Here is an 18,614-nt window from a genome sequence, read left to right on the forward strand (position 1 = left end):
ATATTTCCATTTAAATCTACAATATCTTTCCCAACAATCATTCCTTCTTCTAAATGGTCAATGTTAACAAACCTCATTTGCTGTCTCCTCTTTTTCTAAAATCTAAGGTAAACGTTTTGTACCACGGTACACTTTTATACTTTACCCGTTTTTAGAAATTATACTATACTTTCAAGCACGCTAACAATGTCCTTGTTAAACAGTTCAGGGTCTTTTAGAATTTTCAAAGCTGCTTTTTTACTCTTTGGAAAACGATAAGGTCTGTAGCTCGTACTTGCTTCAAAGACATCCACCACAGCAACTATCTGTGCAACTATTGGCAGTTCTTCTTTTTTCTTCTTCCAATATCCTGTTCCGTTTAATCTCTCATGATGATATAAAGCTGATAAACATACTAATTCATTAACATTTGATTCTTTTAATAAATTATACCCATATAGAGTATGTTGCTTCATAATTTCAAATTCAGTTTTGGTTAAGCAACTTCTTTTGTTAAGGATTCTCTCATCAATATAAAGTTTCCCAATATCGTGAAACAAACCACAAGTGAAAAGAAGTTTTTCATCAAGATTAAAAGGCCGTGCAAACTTTTGGCATAACTTGGCCACATTTACTGAATGTTTCATGATACTCGGAGGAAGAGAGAAAAACGCCCACATTACATTTTGATCCATTAAAAAACACCCCACATATCATATTAAGATATTAAAAAATATTTTTTCTAAGTCCTTTTTTACAGTTGCGGCTGGGGCAGCATCCCATTTTGTGCAAAGCTGTAGTACTCATCTTTTGCCACTATAAAATGGTCATTTACAGCAACACCTATTGTCGATAAAGCATTGACAATCTTCTGTGTTGTCTTAATGTCATCCATTGAAGGTCTTACCGACCCCCCTGGATGATTGTGAGCCAAAATTACACTGCTTGCATTGTAACGAATAACACACTCAACAACTTTTCGTGGATATACCACTGCTTCTTTAACTGTACCCTCAAAAAGTGGCACAGAATATATCACATTTAACTGGGTATCAAGGCAAATAACGTAAAACACCTCATTTTTCCTGCCAACAAACAAACTCTTTATGTACTCTGCTGCTACTTCCACATTCCTCAGCTGAAAGGTTTTTCTATTTTTATCAGCAAGATATCTTCTTGATATTTGAGAAATAAGAGATATCAAAATAGCAGAATTTTCTCCGACGCCTTTTACCTTTTGAAGATCTTTTGGATGAGCTTCAAATACATTTGAGATACTTCCAAAAGTTGAAATTAACCTGTGTGCTATTTCATTTGTGTCTTTCCTCGGAATGCTGAAAAATAAAAGAAGTTCTAACACTTGATGGTCTTCAAAACCATCAAGTCCTTGTTCCACAAACCTTTTTTTGAGCCTTTCTCTGTGCCCTTCATGCAGGTTGTGAGACAAACCCATACACTCTCCCCTGAAATAACTTTTTCTTTTAAATCTTTTCATTAACGTCTTTACCTTAATTATATCATTTTTGAGCTGACTAAAGAATAAAAACCTGTTTATTTTGGGTATTAAGTATTTTAAGAAAAAATTTTTTGTTGTTCTAATTTTACAGTAATGTTATAATTAAATCTGTATTTTGTTTGTTTTATATAATTTATCAGCCTCTGTTTTAATAAATTTGTCTACTGAATTTTGTATTAAATCTTGTCAAAATTTTGTGAGTATTTATCTTTTCTATATCTAAGCTCTAATGGAGGGATAGCGTATGATAAAAAAAGTAAAATCTACTATTTACCTATCTGACATAAAAAAATTTGAATCAGGTGAGCATTTCGAAAGTTACAAGTTCTTGGGAAGCAGGGTAGTAAACTATAGAGGCAAAGTTGGAACAGTTTTCTGTGTGTGGGCACCAAATGCTAAAAGCGTTTCTGTTGTTGGAGATTTTAATAATTGGTGCGGCGAAAATCACAAGATGATGAGAGTTTATGGCAGTGGATTTTGGTGGCTGTTTGTAGAAGGCATTGGCGAAGGAGAACTTTACAAATACGAGATTATTGGTGCTGATGGAAAAAGGGTTTTAAAAGCTGACCCGTATGCAATTCTTTCTGAACTTCGTCCCAACACAGCATCAATTGTCAAAAACATCCCGGACTATGAGTGGCATGACCAGGAGTGGATGGAAAAAAGAAAAACAACTCCACCATATGACAAACCCATCAATATCTATGAAGTCCATCTTGCATCATGGAAGATGAAAAAGGATGGAAGCATAGAGAAGGCTGGTGAGTTTTACAACTACCGTGAACTTGCATATATGCTTGTAGATTACATAAAAGAAATGAACTACACACACATAGAACTTCTGCCAGTTTTGGAACATCCACTGGACATGTCCTGGGGTTACCAGCCAACAGGTTACTTTTCTCTCACATCACGCTACGGTAGTATTGAGGATTTTATGTATTTTGTAGATATTATGCACCAAAATGGAATTGGAGTAATAGTTGACTGGGTACCAGCTCATTTTTGCAAAGATGAGCATGGACTTTATAGGTTTGACGGAACGTTTTTATATGAATATGAAGATGAGCTTTTGAGAGAAAACTACACGTGGGGTACTGCCACATTTGACTTTTCAAAGCCACAGGTTCAGAGCTTCTTAATTTCAAGTGCAATGTTTTGGTTTGATGTATATCACATTGACGGAATAAGGGTAGATGCTGTTTCTCACATCATCTACATGAACAACAACCAGAAAAATAGATATGGCGGGCATGAAAACATAGAAGGAATTGAATTTATAAAAAAGCTCAACAAGGCAATATTCTCAAAATATCCAAATGTCCTGATGATTGCCGAAGAGTCAACTGCATTTCCTTTGGTCACATATCCAACATACGATGGAGGGCTTGGTTTTAACTACAAATGGAACATGGGATGGATGAACGACACCTTAAAGTACATGCAAAAACATCCCAACGAGAGAAAACATCATCACAATCTTTTGACATTTTCCATAATGTACGCATTTTCTGAAAACTTTATTCTGCCGTTTTCACACGACGAGGTTGTTCATGGAAAAAAATCTTTGCTTGAAAAAATGCCAGGTGATTACAACCAGAAATTTGCAAACTTAAGACTTCTTTATGGCTATATGTACACACATCCGGGCAAAAAGCTCCTTTTCATGGGTGGTGAGTTTGGTCAGTTCATTGAATGGAGATTTTATGCATCACTTGACTGGCTACTTTTGGACTACCCCATGCACCGCATGCTTCAGCACTATGTTAAAAGTTTAAATAGGTTCTATTTAGAAAACAAAGCTCTGTGGGAGCTTGACCATAAAATGGATGGTTTTAGATGGATAGATGTTCACAACTGGCAACAGAGTGTCATATCATACCTGAGATTTTCAAAAGACCCTGATGATTTTCTTGTTGTTATTTGTAACTTTGGCCTTGCTTCATATGAAAATTACAAAATAGGTGTGCCAAGAAAAGGTGTATATTTGGAAGTATTTAACAGTGATAAAGCTGAATTTGGTGGTAATAATATAGTAAACACAGAAAAACTTAAAACAATTGATGAAGTATGGCATGGATATAACCAGTGCATAGAATTTAGTCTTCCTGCTCTTTCGTGCTTGATTTTCAAACCAATTGAATTTTTCAATACTCAAGAAAAAAAGAATCAAAATGACAACAATATTCAGACATAGGGTGGTGATTAAAATGAACGGTCCCAAGCGTGAGATTATAGCAATGATTTTAGCAGGAGGGCAAGGAAGTAGGCTTAAAGAGCTTACCAAAACAAATGCAAAGCCTGCTGTGGAGTTTGGGGGAAAGTATCGGATAATTGACTTTACTTTGAGCAACTGTACAAACTCATCAATTGACGTAGTTGGAGTTTTGACTCAGTACCAGCCTTTTAAATTACATTGTCACATTGGAATCGGGACTGCATGGGATTTGGACCGCACAAAAGGCGGTGTTTACATCCTGCCACCTCACACAAATGACAGTGGCGGAAACTGGTACAAAGGTACTGCTGATGCAATTTATCAGAATATGAACTTTGTGGAGTTGTTCGCACCAGAGTATCTTTTAGTACTGTCTGGCGACCATATCTATACCATGGACTATCAAGAGATGTTCAAATTCCACAAGGAAAAAAAGGCTGACGTGACAATTGCATGTATTGAAGTCCCAATTGAGGAAGCTTCAAGATTTGGAATCATGAACACAAAAGAAGACGGTAGGTTATACGAGTTTGAAGAAAAGCCAAAGCATCCAAAAAACAATCTTGCATCAATGGGGATATACATATTTAACTGGGATAAACTAAAGAAGTACTTGAAAGAAGATGCAAAAGATGAAGAATCAGCACACGATTTTGGAAAAAATATAATTCCCAAGATGTTAAAAGGTGGTGAAAAATTATTTGCATACAGATTTAAGGGCTACTGGAAGGATGTGGGAACAGTTGAGTCTTACTGGGAGGCGAACATGGACCTTTTGAATGAAGAGTGTGATTTAAACGTACCAAGTTGCACTTTAGACCTTTACAACGAAGAAGCAAAGATTTATACTTCATCAATCGCATATCCTCCTCAATACATAGCCCCTTGTGCAAAGGTCAAAAAGTCGATGGTGGTAGAAGGTTGCAGCATCTGGGGTGAGGTTTACAATTCAGTTTTGTCGTACAACGTGTATGTAGGCAAAAATGCCAAAGTTATAAGCTCTGTTTTACTTAGTAGTGCTTCAATTGAAGATGGTGCTATGGTCGAAAATGCAATTGTGTGCTCAGGGGCAAGAGTTACAAAAGGCTGCAAGGTTATTGGAAAACCGGGGAAAATTGCAGTTGTTCCTGAAAACAAAAAGGTAACCTCTGACATCATAATTTCAGAATAATCTTTATTGGAGGAGATTAAAATGCTTACAAATTACTTAGGTATTGTGAGCCTTACAGAAAACGAAAGTAAACTCAAAAGCCTTACTGCAACAAGACCGTTAGCTTCAATTCCTATATTTGGCAGATACAGGGTTATTGATTTTGTGCTTTCAAATCTTGTCAATGCAGGAATCACAAACGTTGGGATTCTGGCTCCAACTAAGTCCAGGTCCTTGATAGACCATGTTGGAACAGGCAAACCCTGGGATTTGAACCGCAAGGTTGATGGTCTTTACATCTTCAACTATTCCTATGAACCGCCTTCCATAAGTGATATAAAACTTCTAAAAAGCAATATGGAATTTTTACTTCGCAGTAGAAAAGAAATGGTAATTTTTACTTTATCCCATATGATTTGTAATATAGATTTTGAAGATGTGGCTAAATTCCATGAAGAAAGTGGTGCTGATGTGACAGTTGTATATAAAAAGATTGCCAATGAAGATGACCTTTTTCTTGAACTTCCTACCCTGATGCTTGACCAGAATTCAAATGTAATGGGAATTGGAAAAAATATAGGAAGACGCACAACTGTCAACATATCTTTGGATATGTTTGTGCTCAGCAAAGAATTTTTGATTGACTGTATTTTGACATGTCTTGAAAATGGTAACTGTACAACATTCAGAGATTTTATCTATAAAAATGTTCAGAATATTAATTTAAAAGCTTATGAGTTCAAAGGATACGTGGGATGTATAAATTCTATTTCTTCATATTTTAAAATATCAATGGACATGTTAAATGTTGAGATCCAACGTGAACTTTTTTCAGAGGAAAGACCCATTTATACAAAGTCAAACGACTCACCACCCACAAGGTATTTTTCCACATGTGAAGTTGAAAATTCCTTTATATCAAACGGATGCCTTATTGCAGGCAAAGTGAAAAATAGTATAATCTCAAGAGGAGTTGTAATAGAAAAAGATGCAATTGTTGAAAATAGCATAATATTCTCAAAATGCATGATCAAAAGCGGTGCTATTTTGAAAAATGTCATTTTAGACAAAAATGTGGTAATAGATGAAAATGCCACATTGATCGGGCATAACAAAAATCCTCTTGTGATGGAAAAGCAAAGTTTTATAAATTTAAGCCAGTTAAAAGAGGTGAAAAGATTATGAACGTCTTGTTTGCAGTGTCTGAAGCATTCCCTTTTGCTAAAAGCGGAGGTCTTGCAGACGTTGCCTACGCTCTGCCAAAAGCATTGAGAAAATTAGGTGTTGATATAAGAGTTATCATGCCCAAATACGCTGATATTAGTCCTGACTTTTCTACAAAGATGAAACATCTGTGCCACTTTACCGTTTCTGTTGGCTGGCGAAACCAGTATTGTGGCATTGAGTATTTAAACTTGGATGGCGTTCCGTTCTATTTTATAGACAATGAATATTATTTCAAAAGACCTGGATATTACGGATACTATGATGATGGAGAAAGATTTTCATTCTTTTCAAGAGCTGTATGTGAAGCTGTATATCATCTTGACTTTGACGTGGATATCATTCACGTAAACGATTGGCACACAAGCATAATCCCGGTGTTATTAAAAGCTCATTATACGCATTCTGAAAAGCATCGAAAAATAAAGACAGTTCTCACAATACACAATTTAAAATATCAGGGTATATTCCCAAAAGAAGTTATGCATGATCTCCTTTCCCTTCCTGATGAATACTTTGATGAAAACAGGCTCAAATTCTATGATGCAATTTCATTCTTAAAAGGAGGCATAATCTACTCTGATAAGGTTGTAACTGTAAGCAAAACATATGCAAACGAAATCAGAACACTTTCTTACGGCGAAGGTCTACATGGACTTTTGTCTGGGATTGGAGAAAAATTAACAGGTATTGTCAACGGAATTGACTATGAAGTTTATAACCCTGCAACAGACAAATTTATATTTGTAAACTATGATGCAAATACGTTTGTAGAGAGAAAGAAGGAAAACAAATTCAGGCTCCAGCAAATGTTGAATCTTCCGGTATCTGATGAGATTGTGCTAATTGGAATGGTTTCGCGCCTTACAAAAGAAAAAGGAATTGAACTTATTGAAAGAATTTTAAATAAACTTTTGACATTGCCAATCCAACTTGTAATTTTGGGCGCTGGTGATTACCATTATGAGCAAATGTTCAAACACTATGCAGGTGCATTTCCTTCAAAGGTTTCGGCAAATATATGTTACAGCGAAGAACTTGCACGAAAAATTTATGCCGGCTCTGACATGTATCTTATGCCATCTTTGACAGAGCCTTGCGGAATATCCCAGCTGATTGCCATGAGGTATGGAAGTGTGCCGATTGTCAGAGAGACAGGTGGACTTAAAGATACTGTAAAACCATATAATCAGTTTACAGGCGAAGGCTGGGGATTTTCTTTTGCAAACTATGAACCGGCAGAACTTTTTGCTATCATAAAATACGCACTTTCCATATATACCGACAAGGCTCAGTGGAGGACTATTGTTCATCAAGCAATGACAAGAGACAATTCGTGGAATGCCTCAGCCTACGAATATCAAAAGGTTTATGAAAGTCTTTTAAATTCATAAAAATTTTATTGGGAGGAAATTTTTTAATGATAGGCGGAATTAAGGGCCTTTCAAAAGAAGAACTCAAAGAAAAGATAAAGCAGGATTTTCAGCGAAAGATTATATCCCTCTTTGCAATTGACCCAAAAGAAGCAACAACTTATCAGCAGTACCTTGCTCTTGGGGAGGTTATAAAGGAATACTCTTTTGAGAGATGGCTTCAGACAAACAAGTACTACAAGCAAAACGATGTAAAACAGGTGTATTACTTTTCGATAGAGTTTTTGCTTGGCAAACTTCTTGTCAACAACCTCATAAATTTGGGAATTCGCGATGTCTGCAGAGAAGCTCTAAACGAACTTGGCATAACTCTTGAAGACATTGAAGAGGCAGAAAGAGAACCGGGCCTTGGAAATGGAGGCTTAGGAAGGCTTGCCGCATGTTTCTTGGACTCAATGGCTTCAATGGGTCTTCCTGGTCATGGAAACGGGATAAGATATCGATACGGGCTTTTTGAACAAAAAATTCAAAACGGGTATCAGGTTGAAGTGCCCGACAACTGGCTTTCTGAAGAGTATGTGTGGGAGGTAAAAAGAAGCGACAGAGCCTGCGTTGTAAAGTTTGGTGGAACAGTGCGCTTTGACATTGTTGATGGAAAACTGAAAGCTTTTCATGAAAACTACGAACCCGTTTGGGCAATACCTTATGATATTCCTATAATTGGATATGGCTGCAATACTGTAAATACCTTAAGGCTTTGGAGTGCAGAGCCGTTCGAAAATGTATTTGATTTTGCTTCGTTTTCAAGAGGTGACTATATTAAAGCCGTGGAATACAGGTATATGGTGCAGTCCATCACCCAAGTTTTGTATCCAGACGACACAAACGAGCAAAATAGGATTTTAAGGCTCAAACAAGAATACTTTTTTGTATCAGCCGGTGTTCAGAGTATTATAAGGACATTTAAAAAACGTGGAAAACCAATTTATGAGCTTCCAAACTATGTAATGATCCAAATCAACGACACACACCCAGCACTTGTTATACCAGAACTTATGAGAATACTGATTGACGAAGAAGGACTTCCGTGGGAAGAGGCGTGGGATATCACAACAAAAACCGTTGCCTACACAAATCATACTATTATGGTTGAGGCGCTTGAAAAGTGGCCAATTGATATGGTAAAAACTCTTCTTCCAAGGATATATACAATAATCGAAGAGATAAATAGAAGATTCTGCAGCGAGATGCTCGAACGCACTGGCGGGGACTGGCAAAAAGTTTGCAATATGGCTATCATCCATGACGGCCAAATAAATATGGCGCACTTGGCTGTTATTGGTAGCAGCTCTGTAAATGGGGTTTCAAAACTTCACACAGAGACTTTAAAAAATGAAGTGTTAAAATGTTTTTACACCATCTATCCTGAAAAGTTTAACAGCAAAACAAATGGTATTACCCACAGAAGATGGCTTGTTGAAGCAAACCCGGATTTGGCAAGGCTCATCTCCGAAACTTTGCAAACAGACAGGTGGATAAAAGAGCCTATGCTCATGCTCAAATTCAAAGATTTTGCAGAAGATAAGCTCACACAGGAGCTTGTTGCGAATATTAAATTTAATAACAAGGTCAAACTTGCAAAGTATATAAAAGATAAGTACAACATTGTGGTTGACCCGCGCTCTATATTTGATGTGCAGGCAAAAAGGCTTCATGCATACAAACGCCAGCTTTTGAACGCTCTTCATATACTGCATCTTTACAATATGCTAAAAGAAAATCCCAGCTTGGATATATATCCACGAACCTTTATCTTTGCAGCAAAGGCAGCACCAGGTTATATACTTGCAAAAAAGATTATAAAGCTCATAAATTCAATTGCCGAGAAAGTCAACAAAGACCCAGATGTGAAAGACAAGCTCAAAGTGGTGTTTCTGGAAAACTACTGTGTGTCTTTGGCAGAAAAGATTATCCCTGCAGCTGATGTGTCAGAGCAAATCTCAACAGCCTCAAAAGAAGCATCTGGCACAGGGAACATGAAGTTTATGATGAATGGTGCAATTACCATTGGAACCTTAGATGGTGCAAATGTGGAGATAAAAGAGGCGGTGGGTGATGAGAACATAGTCATTTTTGGCCTTTTAGCTGAAGAGGTCTTGGACTACTACAAAAATGGCGGGTACAGTAGCAGTCAGCTTTACCAGAAAGATTTGAGAATCAGAAGGCTCATTGACCAGTTAATCGGAAACTTTTTTGATGTGCCACCTGGTGAGTTTATGGATATTTACAATCACTTGATAACATACAACGATGAATACTTTGTGCTGAAAGATTTTGATTCTTACCACGAAGCTCAAATGAAAATTGATAAGCTCTACCGAGACACCAAACGCTGGCGAAAAATGATGATAATCAACATAGGAGCATCTGGAATTTTTTCAAGTGACAATACCATTCAAAAGTATGCCGATGAAATTTGGCATATAAAAAGGGTTGAAATCCCGAATTAGGTCTTATTTTAGTTTCTCTAATTGTTCTGATATATACAAATGGTATAACATACCTGTTATCGGAGGCTGAAGTTACGTAAGATAACGGCAGCAGAATCAAATCAAGGGCTTATATCTAAAAATAAGAAAATGAAATGGAGGGATAAAAATGTATAAAAAGAAAGTTTTGGTTTCAATTATCTCTATTTTAGTTTTGTTTGGCGCAATATTAATAAGCATCGGGGTCAAAAGTAATCAAGATATAACCAATGAACAAGAAATAAAGAAAACAGTAATAGGTGCTTTGAAGATTTGGGAAAAACTTGTTTTTCCTTCTGAATATACAAAGTCACCAGAAATAAAAATTCCTGCTGAGGTAATAGAAAAAAAGATTAAGGAAGTTACTGATGAATGCAAAAAATATTTTAGCAGCAAATCTGGATGGCTTGCAAACAGATTAGAAGTTTACCGAAACGCTGTGCTTGCTGAAGCATATCCCTCATCAAGTATTAGAACAGCAGAAGATAAAATAAATGATATAAAATTTTTAGAAATAAAAATTAATGGAGACACTGCAATGGTTGTAGTTGATGTATATGAAGAAAACAAAGCCGTGTTATCAGGTTTAGATGAGTCTAAAATTCCTCCTGCAGAGTTGAATAAAATAAACAATATTGATATTTATAAAATAACATCTGGTAAAGAAGAGGATATTATTAAGAAAAAGAAAGAAATAGAAGAACAAATTAAAAAATTACCCAAAAAAACTTTTTTAATTAATAGAGATGCTGTTATTCGCTATTATTACAATTTAGCAAAAGAAAATGGCGAGTGGAAGATAACTTCAGAAAATTTAGATTATCACCCAGGCTATAAACCACAAAATTGATAAAAAGAAAATTAAATTATAAAAGGCAGGCTGAAAATCAGGATGAAATCCAAAAAGCCTGCCTTTTTAGTTTAAAATTCTATTGCTCTCAAAAACGCGTTGGCTATAATCATATGGCCTGTTAAATTTGGATGGATTCTGTCAAGCGCAAGTGCATATGAATGATAATGTTTTAAGAACCTGTCAAACTCCTCTTGCACATCTACAAAAATAGCGTTATGTTTTTGAGCTATTTCTTTCATTGCAAATCTGTACTCATCCATCTTTTTCCTCATAGCATCATTTTTGTTATCATCAATTATAAATGGCGACATCAGAACAAGTCCTTTTAAGTCTGGCTTTGTAAGATTTATAAGCTCATCCAAGGTAGACTTGTACTCATCCAAATACACATGGCACTCAGGAATAAGTGGATTGTCAAACTGTCTCCAAACATCATTTATACCTATCATGATAGAAAGCCAGTCAGGCTTTAAATCCAAAACATCTGTCTGCCAGCGGGATTTGAGATGCCTTACAGTATCTCCACCAACACCCATGTTTATAACTCTTATTTTGCTCTCAGGATACTTTGAAAGAAGCTGAGCTTGTACAAGAGAAACATACCCATTCCCCAAATTATTCCAATGTAGCCCTTCACCAACTGGTCTTGCTCTTCCACAGTCTGTGATAGAATCACCAATAAAAAGAAGCTTTGAGCCTTTTTCAATCAACATTAAAAACTCACCTTCTTTTGTAATTTTTAAATCTGCTTTGCCAAAAGTGCAGCACCAATTATACCTGCATCATTACCTAAGACAGCAGGAATTATTTTAGGTGGTGATATTTGTTTGCAATAGAACTTTTCATAAACAAGCTCTCTTACCGGTCCAAGCAGGTATTCCCCTTCTTTGCTGACTCCCCCGCCAATGCAAATTACTTCTGGTTCGAATATATTGCAAACATTTACAAGCCCTTCTGCTAAATATTTTACATACTTATCAACAATTGCTGCACCTTCGCTGTCTCCCATTCGCTTTGCATCAAAGGCAGTCTTAGCATCAATCTTAGAAATGTCGCCATTTACAAGTTTCATAATCGTGCCGTTTATATTTCTTGCAGCAGCCTCTCTTGTCATGCGAATAAGAGCTGTTGCTGACGCATACGCTTCCCAGCACCCTTTTCGGCCACATGTGCACTGCTCACCATCAACACAAATCACCATATGCCCAAGCTCAGCACCTGCATGATGTGCCCCGGTGTATATTTTGCCATCAATTATAATTCCACCGCCAATTCCCGTGCCAAGAGTTATTGTTACCGAAATCCTTGTACCCTTTGCACCGCCTGCTATATACTCACCATATGCTGCACAGTTTGCATCGTTTTCTATGTTTACAGGCTTTGGAATATATTTTTGAATCTCTTCTCTCATAGGCACGTTCAAAAACGCAATATTGTTGCTGTAAAGAATCATGCCCTTTTCATTGTCAGGCGTACCGGGGCTTCCTATACCAACTGAGTGAATGTGGTCTAAAGAAAGTCCGCATTCTTTTACAAGATTGAGGCTAAGCTCTGCCATATCTTTCATAATCTCTGTGTAGTGCCTGTGTGCACCTGTTGGCACAGAACCTTTTTTTATAATCTTCCCTTCTTCATCAACAATTCCAGCTGCAATGTTTGTTCCTCCCAAGTCAATTCCTATGTAATACACCTTCTCTCTCCTTTCCAATCCTTAAGATTTTGATTTTATTATATCAACAAAAAGAGGTTAAGTAAAATAGCTTTTTGTGTTTCTATTTTTAGATGTTTTGTATAGGATATTTGCAGTAAAATTATTTTGGAAATTAGGATTTAAAATTTTTTACACTTTTTGTTGTATACAGCTAAATAATTAAATAATAATTAGGCATAATGACAATTTACAAGACATCAAAATTAATGTATTATCATAAAAAACAAGTAAAAATAGAACTTAATAAGAAGGTGTATTTTATAATGTCTAAAACTTCAATTAATAATTCATAACTACACTTTCAACACCTCCTCCATTCATTGCTTACCCTAACTTACTTTATTAATTAGAATGATATTCAAAAAGTGGAATTTAGTATGAATTTATTTGCAAAGAAATCTCACATTAATATCTTGATTATTTTTATAATTACAATTATATCTTTTGCTGTATTTTCTTTGTGGTATACAAACTATACTATAAGCGGAGTCATGTTAAAAAACGGAATTAAAGATGAGAATATAATCTTTAATATCAATCAAAATCAATGGAAGATATTCTTGTTCAAATAGGAAAAAGGCAATACAGATTATGTAGGATTTGTAAATATAATGAAACAAAGTAACGGTTCATATAAAGTCTCTAAAATTGTTCTGCCTATAATTTCAAATAAAGTAATTGTATATACCAACTACAGTGATGTTAAAAATGGTATTCTACGAATCGCAACTGTTGTAGGAGGGGTTATAAAAACAGATGGCAATAAGGATGTAAATATTGCTGTAAATTATCAAAACCAAAGAAAAGAAGTTGAAAAAATAGAAAAGATAAAAGAAGTAGAAAATTATCTTTTTTTCATCTATGACATTGGTTATCATACTACACCTGTTACATATGATGTTATGTCTAAATAAAATAGGCTCTATAATAAATATTGGGGTGGATAAATAGGAAAAGAATATAGTACTTATTCTGAATGCCTGTTATAATAAGATTGTTTTTATGGATAAAAAAATACACAAAAGAAAGGAGGCATCCAGAGTAAGTGCTTGATTATAATTATATCGCTGAACTTTTGAAATCAAAAGATATTATTCTTCTACCTGATAATTGAAAACGAAAGGGAAGTAGAACTGCACATAAGTCAGGTCAAAAGCCTCATAAATGCCCTAGATGTGGTAATATTACAAGCAAGATTCACGATTATCGCACCCAAAGAGTAAAAGACATACCAATGATGGAGCAGGAGATTGTTGTTAAAGTCCTATGAAGAACTTACAACAGAGCAGAAAGAAGAATTAGAAGTAATGTTTTGGTATAGTCAGGATTTAAGGAAGGCGCATAGGCTTAAGGAAGAATTCAGGAAAGTTTTGAAAAGTAGCAATTCAGCAGAAGTGAGGGTTGAATTAAAAAAGTGGATAGAGGCAGCAGAAAGAAGTAGACTCTCTGAATTTCATAGATGTATAAAAGGTTTTCAGGAACTGGGTTTCGCTAGAATAGTGAATCTTTTGATGTTCCGTATACAAATAGCTTGAGCAGAAGGTTTTAACAACAAGATAAAGGTGTTAAACAGAAATAGCTTTGGATACAGGAACTTTGAAAGATTTAGAAAGAGGATTTTATACAGTTGTGGTAGTTAAGGATTGGGAAGTGAATATTTAAAACCCGCCGCAGAGGTGGGGAAAGGTGAAGTTGAGTTTTTAAAATCATTTCCCTATAAGAGGTATATATGATATTAAATGTATACTTGATAAAACTAAAAAGGTGGGCATTCAGAATACCCACCCCAACTCTTGACAAAGAGCCTTTTCATTCACATATTTATTGAAACAATTTGAGATTTTTAAAACGTAATCTTCCTGTGGTTGTACTAACCATATCTGTTTTGCTTAAATTAAAGATGAAAAATCCTTTTAAACCTTTATCATCTTCTACCATTACAATACCTTCTGAAATTTTCGAAAAGAAGTTTGGCCTTTTAAGCTTCGCCTTTACCCTGTTCATCTTATCTATTACCATAGAATAATCTCCTTTTTGAACAATAGCCAAACCGTCAATAAAGTCAGTTGCATAATCATATTCAAACGGTATAACCTCTTTACCCTTTGTATCTAAATATCCAAACTTATCCCCTTTTTTAGCAACTGCTAAACCGTCAAAGAAATATCCTATAGAATCATACTTAAACTCCACAATATATTCTCCGTTAATATTTACAACTCCAACCTTTCCACCAAAAGTTGCTGGTGAAAGTCCATTTACGAAAAATCCTAACCATGAATAACTTGGACTAATAACTATTTTGCCACTTTTATCAATAACACCAAATTTGTCTTCTTTAATTACCAGTCCTCTTCCCTTATAAAAAGAACTCACGCCATCAAAAAATAAATCAGTGATAAAATTCCCTTTTGTATCAATATAAGTCCACTTTCCATTTACTTTTACAGGTGCAATACCTTCAGAAAAACTCCCTGCCACTTCAAACCTAAGAGGGATTACAATATCTCCTTTAGAATTTATATACCCCCATCTTGGACCTTTTTTAACAGCGGATAATCCCTCGCTCATACTGCTTATTAAATCATATTGATATTTAAATGTGCTAATTTTTCCTTTTTCAGGTTCTACATAATACCATTTATTTCTTTTCTTCAAAAGAAATCCTTCTGCAAACTTTACTCCAAAACTATCAAAAACACAAGGAATTATCTCATGCCCTTTTGTATCTATATATCCCCATTTTCCTTTCTTGCATATATTAGCAAAACCTTTATCAAAAGGAAGAGCACTGTCAAATATAAAATTTGTAACCTTATTTCCTTTTTTATCAATATAGCCATACTTACCATTTAATTTTACTGCCACTTTACCTTCAGAAAAGTATGACAAATCATCAACAACATATCTTTCATTTAGTTCAATAAACAAAGGACTGTTTTTAAAAGCAAATGAAAATATGCTAAATAAGAATAATATAAAAATTAAGAATAATGCTGCTAATAATGTTATTAAAATATATTTGTTGCAAAATCGGATTTTTCTTCTTTTCATGCAAACTCACTCCATTATCTATAAAGCTGTACATGTGTGTTAGGTGCTTTTATTAGATTAGTAGTTGGTGTTATATCTATGGAAGCACCATTTATACTAAATGAAATGCTTGGTGTTACACTTCTTGTATATTTTGCATAATGTCCATATGCATCAACTACAGTTGTGTTTGATACATTTGCTTTAATTCTCAAGGCCATAAAAGCTCTATTATTAATTTGTGTTTCATACGTTTGGATAACAAATGCGTATCCTTGTGCACTTTTCTCATATGCTGACCAGTAATAATCATACTGCCCAGGTTCATAGATACCTAAATTAGATGAGTATAATGTATATTCGTGCCTTAAATACTCACTATCTTTAATTACAGAATAATTCGCACCTACTCCTATTCCTATAATATGAGTGTTTACAGGTTGTAAAAAACCGTTTGACTCAAAATATGATATGTCATTTGTTACAACATATTCATCACCCTCAATTAGTGCAATTTTTGTTGTCATCTTAACCCATGACAAATTGATACTATCAGTACTACTTGCATTAGTATCAAAATCTACTTTTTTATTCAATTGAAAAACTTGTTTTTCAAAATCAGATTTTGTAATTTCAATAATCTTTGTTTCATACTCATTATTATTCTGACTCTTATTTTTTATTTCTTTGCTTCCACAGTTACTTTTCTTTACCTCTATTTGAAAATACTTTGTTTCTTCTTTGATATTTAGAATTTTTAGATTGCTATAAAAATTCTTTTTTTCATCACTCATATTTTTTATATCTCTATCTGCGATACCTAAATCTCTTAATGTCAGATCATTGTTTGCATAAGTATATGATTGAGAAATTAAAATTAAAAGGATTAGGATTATTGATACCATTATCTTTCTCAACATTATTTTCTCTCCTTTTCATGTATTTTTAGATATTAACAATTTAATACATACAGGCCATCAAATTTGCGTTAATTTTAGCTCATTTAAAAACCACCTCTATTTTTTAACCTTTAGTTTTATTCTAATCTACAAAAATAAAATTGTCAATATTTCTCCAGAGTTTTGCAGCTAAAAAATAACTATCACAATCTAAAAAGCTTGATTTTGCTGAGATAGAAAGTTAAAAAATTTTTAATTTTTTAGCAAATTTTTATGGCGTTTTCTGGCGAAATGTGGTATAATACTTTTAAACTATTAATTCTGAGGTAGCTAAATTGTATCTTAAAAAAAGTACAAACCGTAAAACTGGTAGAACTTATCTTTCAATCGTAAATAGTTACTATGACAAAGAAACTAAACAATCTCGAACAGCTACTGTCCGCTCCTTAGGTTATCTTGACGAACTTCTAAAACAATACGATGACCCCATCGCTTTTTTCACCGAAGAAGTTCGTAAAATGAACGAAGAAATGAATAAAGAAAACTCTACCATCAATCTCAAAATTTCTTTAAATGAAACTATGCCTTTAAATTATAGTGCTCGAAAAAACTTTGGCTATGCGGCTTTAAGTAAAATCTATCATGAGCTACAGATAGATAAGTTCATAAAAAATAAACAGCGGTACTCAAAAGAAGAATACGATGCTAATAGCATTTTAAAACTTTTGGTATACTCTCGTTTGCTCTTTCCTGCATCGAAAAAGAAAACTTTTGAAAATAAAGATATTTTCTTTGAAAAGTTTGACTTTTCATTAGACGATGTATATCGAAGTTTATCCCTATTTAATAAGCACTGCGAGGCACTTTTGCTTTGGATTCATGAACATATAAAGAAGCTTTATAACCGTAATACAGAGCTTGTTTACTATGATGTTACAAATTATTACTTTGAGATTGACAAGCAAGATGACTTAAGAAGAAAAGGTGTGTCAAAAGAACATCGTCCAGATCCTATTGTACAGATGGGGTTATTTATGGATACAAATGGCATACCTATTACATACAAGCTCTTTCCAGGAAATGCGCCTGATAAGACAACTTTAATTCCAGCCTTGCGAACAATTCAAAAAGAATATTCTTTGGGTAGAATAATTGTAGTAGCAGACAAGGGACTAACAACAGGGGACAATATTTGGTATATTTTATCTGCTAAAAATGGATATATACTAAGTTACTCTATCAGGGGTGCGGACAAAGATTTTCAGAAGTATGTGCTTGACCAGAGTGGATATATTGAAAAAGGTGAAGGTTTTAAAATAAAGTCAAGACTTTATCCAAGGGAGATACAGATAACAACGGCAAGTGGGAAGAAGATAAAGAAGACAGTCGATGAACTTCAAGTAGTTTTTTACAGTCCGGAATATGCAGCGAAAGAGAAACAAGAAAGAGAAGCAGCATTGGTAAAAGCGATGGATTTGATTAAAAATCCGGGGAAATACAACAAAGCCACAGCGTATGGGGCAGCCAAGTATGTAAAGAATCTTGCATTTGACCCCACTACAGGTGAGATATTGGAAAGTGTTCAGAGGAAATTATCTTTGGATGAAGAGAAACTGAAAGAAGAGGAAAAATTTGACGGATACTATGCTATTGTTACAAGCGAGTATAAAGAGTCACCGGAGAAGATAATAAACATATACAAAGGGCTTTGGAAGATAGAAGAAGCATTCAAGATAACAAAGAGCGACATAGAAAGTAGACCTGTTTATTTATCATTAGAGGAACATATAAATGCTCACTTTTTGACCTGTTTTATATCCTTAGTAATTGCGAAGATATTAGAATATAGGTTGCAAGGGAAATACTGTGTGACAGAGATACTTGAGAGTTTAAGAAAAGCATCATGTAGCCATATTAAAGAAAACTATTACGTATTTGATTTTTTTGATGAAGTACTTGAGGAGATTGGAAAGAACTTAAACATAGATTTCAGTAAAAAATTTTTGAGACTGAAGGAAATAAAAAAAGTTTTGGGTGAGACAAAAAAAGGTGATTTTTCACTATGATTTTTTGCTAAAACTTAAATGGCCTACAATCCTTTATTCTCAAGGGATTGCAGGCTATTTTTAT

At 34.6% G+C, this 18,614-nt stretch carries 16 protein-coding genes and 1 pseudogene; 11 read left to right on the top strand and 6 right to left on the bottom strand.

Annotated elements, in window-relative coordinates; all coding sequences use genetic code 11:
• Nucleotides 1–158: 158 nt before the first annotated feature.
• On the bottom strand, nucleotides 159–674 hold the full coding sequence (locus tag OTK01_RS10590; RefSeq protein ID WP_029228634.1) for an HD-GYP domain-containing protein: 516 nt from the start codon (nucleotides 672–674) through the stop codon (nucleotides 159–161).
• Between the two features lie 59 nt (nucleotides 675–733).
• Nucleotides 734–1,432, bottom strand: coding sequence for a RadC family protein (gene radC, locus OTK01_RS10595; protein ID WP_029672136.1), 699 nt, complete (start codon nucleotides 1,430–1,432; stop codon nucleotides 734–736).
• A 307-nt stretch (nucleotides 1,433–1,739) separates the two neighbouring features.
• Here radC and glgB point away from each other — a divergent pair, with 307 nt between their 5' ends.
• The 6 genes from glgB (at nucleotide 1,740) to OTK01_RS10625 (ending at nucleotide 10,838) form a co-directional block, all read left to right on the top strand.
• A complete protein-coding gene (gene glgB / locus OTK01_RS10600) occupies nucleotides 1,740–3,692 on the top strand; it encodes a 1,4-alpha-glucan branching protein GlgB (protein WP_029228632.1) in 1,953 nt (650 codons plus the stop codon).
• Between the two features lie 13 nt (nucleotides 3,693–3,705).
• Nucleotides 3,706–4,884, top strand: coding sequence for a glucose-1-phosphate adenylyltransferase (locus tag OTK01_RS10605; protein ID WP_029228631.1), 1,179 nt, complete (start codon nucleotides 3,706–3,708; stop codon nucleotides 4,882–4,884).
• Nucleotides 4,885–4,905: 21 nt separating this feature from the next.
• Nucleotides 4,906–6,048: a glucose-1-phosphate adenylyltransferase subunit GlgD gene (gene glgD / locus OTK01_RS10610; protein WP_029228630.1), complete on the top strand. Its 1,143-nt coding sequence runs from the start codon at nucleotides 4,906–4,908 to the stop codon at nucleotides 6,046–6,048.
• The gene (glgA, locus tag OTK01_RS10615) at nucleotides 6,045–7,481 is read left to right on the top strand and encodes a glycogen synthase GlgA (RefSeq protein ID WP_029228629.1); all 1,437 of its coding nucleotides are present in this window, start codon (nucleotides 6,045–6,047) and stop codon (nucleotides 7,479–7,481) included. Before glgD ends, glgA begins: the two co-directional genes overlap by 4 nt.
• Nucleotides 7,482–7,507: 26 nt before the next feature.
• Nucleotides 7,508–9,970, top strand: coding sequence for a glycogen/starch/alpha-glucan phosphorylase (locus OTK01_RS10620; RefSeq protein WP_029228628.1), 2,463 nt, complete (start codon nucleotides 7,508–7,510; stop codon nucleotides 9,968–9,970).
• Between the two features lie 148 nt (nucleotides 9,971–10,118).
• Nucleotides 10,119–10,838, top strand: a complete 720-nt coding sequence (locus OTK01_RS10625) for a hypothetical protein (RefSeq protein ID WP_029228627.1) — start codon at nucleotides 10,119–10,121, stop codon at nucleotides 10,836–10,838.
• A gap of 71 nt (nucleotides 10,839–10,909) precedes the next feature.
• Here OTK01_RS10625 and OTK01_RS10630 read toward each other — a convergent pair whose 3' ends face one another.
• On the bottom strand, nucleotides 10,910–11,554 hold the full coding sequence (locus OTK01_RS10630; RefSeq protein WP_013433239.1) for an SGNH/GDSL hydrolase family protein: 645 nt from the start codon (nucleotides 11,552–11,554) through the stop codon (nucleotides 10,910–10,912).
• Nucleotides 11,555–11,580: 26 nt separating this feature from the next.
• Nucleotides 11,581–12,531, bottom strand: a complete 951-nt coding sequence (locus tag OTK01_RS10635; RefSeq protein WP_029228626.1) for an ROK family protein — start codon at nucleotides 12,529–12,531, stop codon at nucleotides 11,581–11,583.
• Nucleotides 12,532–12,929: 398 nt separating this feature from the next.
• Between OTK01_RS10635 and OTK01_RS10640 the strand changes: the two genes are divergently transcribed.
• From OTK01_RS10640 to OTK01_RS10655, 4 genes and pseudogenes are all read left to right on the top strand, one after another.
• A complete protein-coding gene (locus OTK01_RS10640) occupies nucleotides 12,930–13,124 on the top strand; it encodes a hypothetical protein (RefSeq protein WP_029228625.1) in 195 nt (64 codons plus the stop codon).
• Nucleotides 13,125–13,163: 39 nt separating this feature from the next.
• Complete coding sequence (locus tag OTK01_RS10645; RefSeq protein ID WP_029228624.1) at nucleotides 13,164–13,466, top strand: hypothetical protein; 303 nt, start codon at nucleotides 13,164–13,166, stop codon at nucleotides 13,464–13,466.
• Between the two features lie 281 nt (nucleotides 13,467–13,747).
• Nucleotides 13,748–13,822 (top strand): hypothetical protein, encoded by a 75-nt coding sequence (locus OTK01_RS10650; protein ID WP_232841693.1) that lies wholly within the window; start codon nucleotides 13,748–13,750, stop codon nucleotides 13,820–13,822.
• Nucleotides 13,806–14,192, top strand: a pseudogene (locus tag OTK01_RS10655) (ISL3 family transposase). Before OTK01_RS10650 ends, OTK01_RS10655 begins: the two are co-directional and overlap by 17 nt.
• 181 nt (nucleotides 14,193–14,373) lie before the next feature.
• On the opposite strand, the gene OTK01_RS10660 reads toward OTK01_RS10655, so the two are convergent.
• Together OTK01_RS10660 and OTK01_RS10665 are read right to left on the bottom strand one after the other, a co-directional pair.
• A complete protein-coding gene (locus OTK01_RS10660) occupies nucleotides 14,374–15,606 on the bottom strand; it encodes a WG repeat-containing protein (RefSeq protein ID WP_029228622.1) in 1,233 nt (410 codons plus the stop codon).
• A gap of 14 nt (nucleotides 15,607–15,620) precedes the next feature.
• On the bottom strand, nucleotides 15,621–16,505 hold the full coding sequence (locus OTK01_RS10665) for a hypothetical protein (protein WP_029228621.1): 885 nt from the start codon (nucleotides 16,503–16,505) through the stop codon (nucleotides 15,621–15,623).
• A gap of 314 nt (nucleotides 16,506–16,819) precedes the next feature.
• On the opposite strand from OTK01_RS10665, the gene OTK01_RS10670 reads away from it, so the two are divergent.
• Complete coding sequence (locus tag OTK01_RS10670; protein ID WP_029228620.1) at nucleotides 16,820–18,550, top strand: IS1634 family transposase; 1,731 nt, start codon at nucleotides 16,820–16,822, stop codon at nucleotides 18,548–18,550.
• Nucleotides 18,551–18,614: the final 64 nt, after the last annotated feature.

Origin of the sequence: Caldicellulosiruptor acetigenus (assembly GCF_026914305.1) — a bacterium.
Classification (GTDB): domain Bacteria; phylum Bacillota; class Thermoanaerobacteria; order Caldicellulosiruptorales; family Caldicellulosiruptoraceae; genus Caldicellulosiruptor; species Caldicellulosiruptor acetigenus.

Bases quoted from the DNA above. Each gene is read 5' to 3' on its own strand.
- OTK01_RS10645 (WP_029228624.1), top strand. From the start codon at position 13,164: ATGAAACAAAGTAACGGTTCATATAAAGTCTCTAAAATTGTTCTGCCT.
- glgD (WP_029228630.1), top strand. From the start codon at position 4,906: ATGCTTACAAATTACTTAGGTATTGTGAGCCTTACAGAAAACGAAAGT.
- OTK01_RS10605 (WP_029228631.1), top strand. From the start codon at position 3,706: ATGAACGGTCCCAAGCGTGAGATTATAGCAATGATTTTAGCAGGAGGG.
- glgA (WP_029228629.1), top strand. From the start codon at position 6,045: ATGAACGTCTTGTTTGCAGTGTCTGAAGCATTCCCTTTTGCTAAAAGC.
- radC (WP_029672136.1), bottom strand. From the start codon at position 1,432: ATGGGTTTGTCTCACAACCTGCATGAAGGGCACAGAGAAAGGCTCAAA.
- OTK01_RS10625 (WP_029228627.1), top strand. From the start codon at position 10,119: ATGTATAAAAAGAAAGTTTTGGTTTCAATTATCTCTATTTTAGTTTTG.
- OTK01_RS10640 (WP_029228625.1), top strand. From the start codon at position 12,930: ATGAATTTATTTGCAAAGAAATCTCACATTAATATCTTGATTATTTTT.
- OTK01_RS10665 (WP_029228621.1), bottom strand. From the start codon at position 16,505: ATGTTGAGAAAGATAATGGTATCAATAATCCTAATCCTTTTAATTTTA.
- OTK01_RS10620 (WP_029228628.1), top strand. From the start codon at position 7,508: ATGATAGGCGGAATTAAGGGCCTTTCAAAAGAAGAACTCAAAGAAAAG.
- OTK01_RS10630 (WP_013433239.1), bottom strand. From the start codon at position 11,554: ATGTTGATTGAAAAAGGCTCAAAGCTTCTTTTTATTGGTGATTCTATC.
- OTK01_RS10660 (WP_029228622.1), bottom strand. From the start codon at position 15,606: ATGAAAAGAAGAAAAATCCGATTTTGCAACAAATATATTTTAATAACA.
- glgB (WP_029228632.1), top strand. From the start codon at position 1,740: ATGATAAAAAAAGTAAAATCTACTATTTACCTATCTGACATAAAAAAA.
- OTK01_RS10590 (WP_029228634.1), bottom strand. From the start codon at position 674: ATGGATCAAAATGTAATGTGGGCGTTTTTCTCTCTTCCTCCGAGTATC.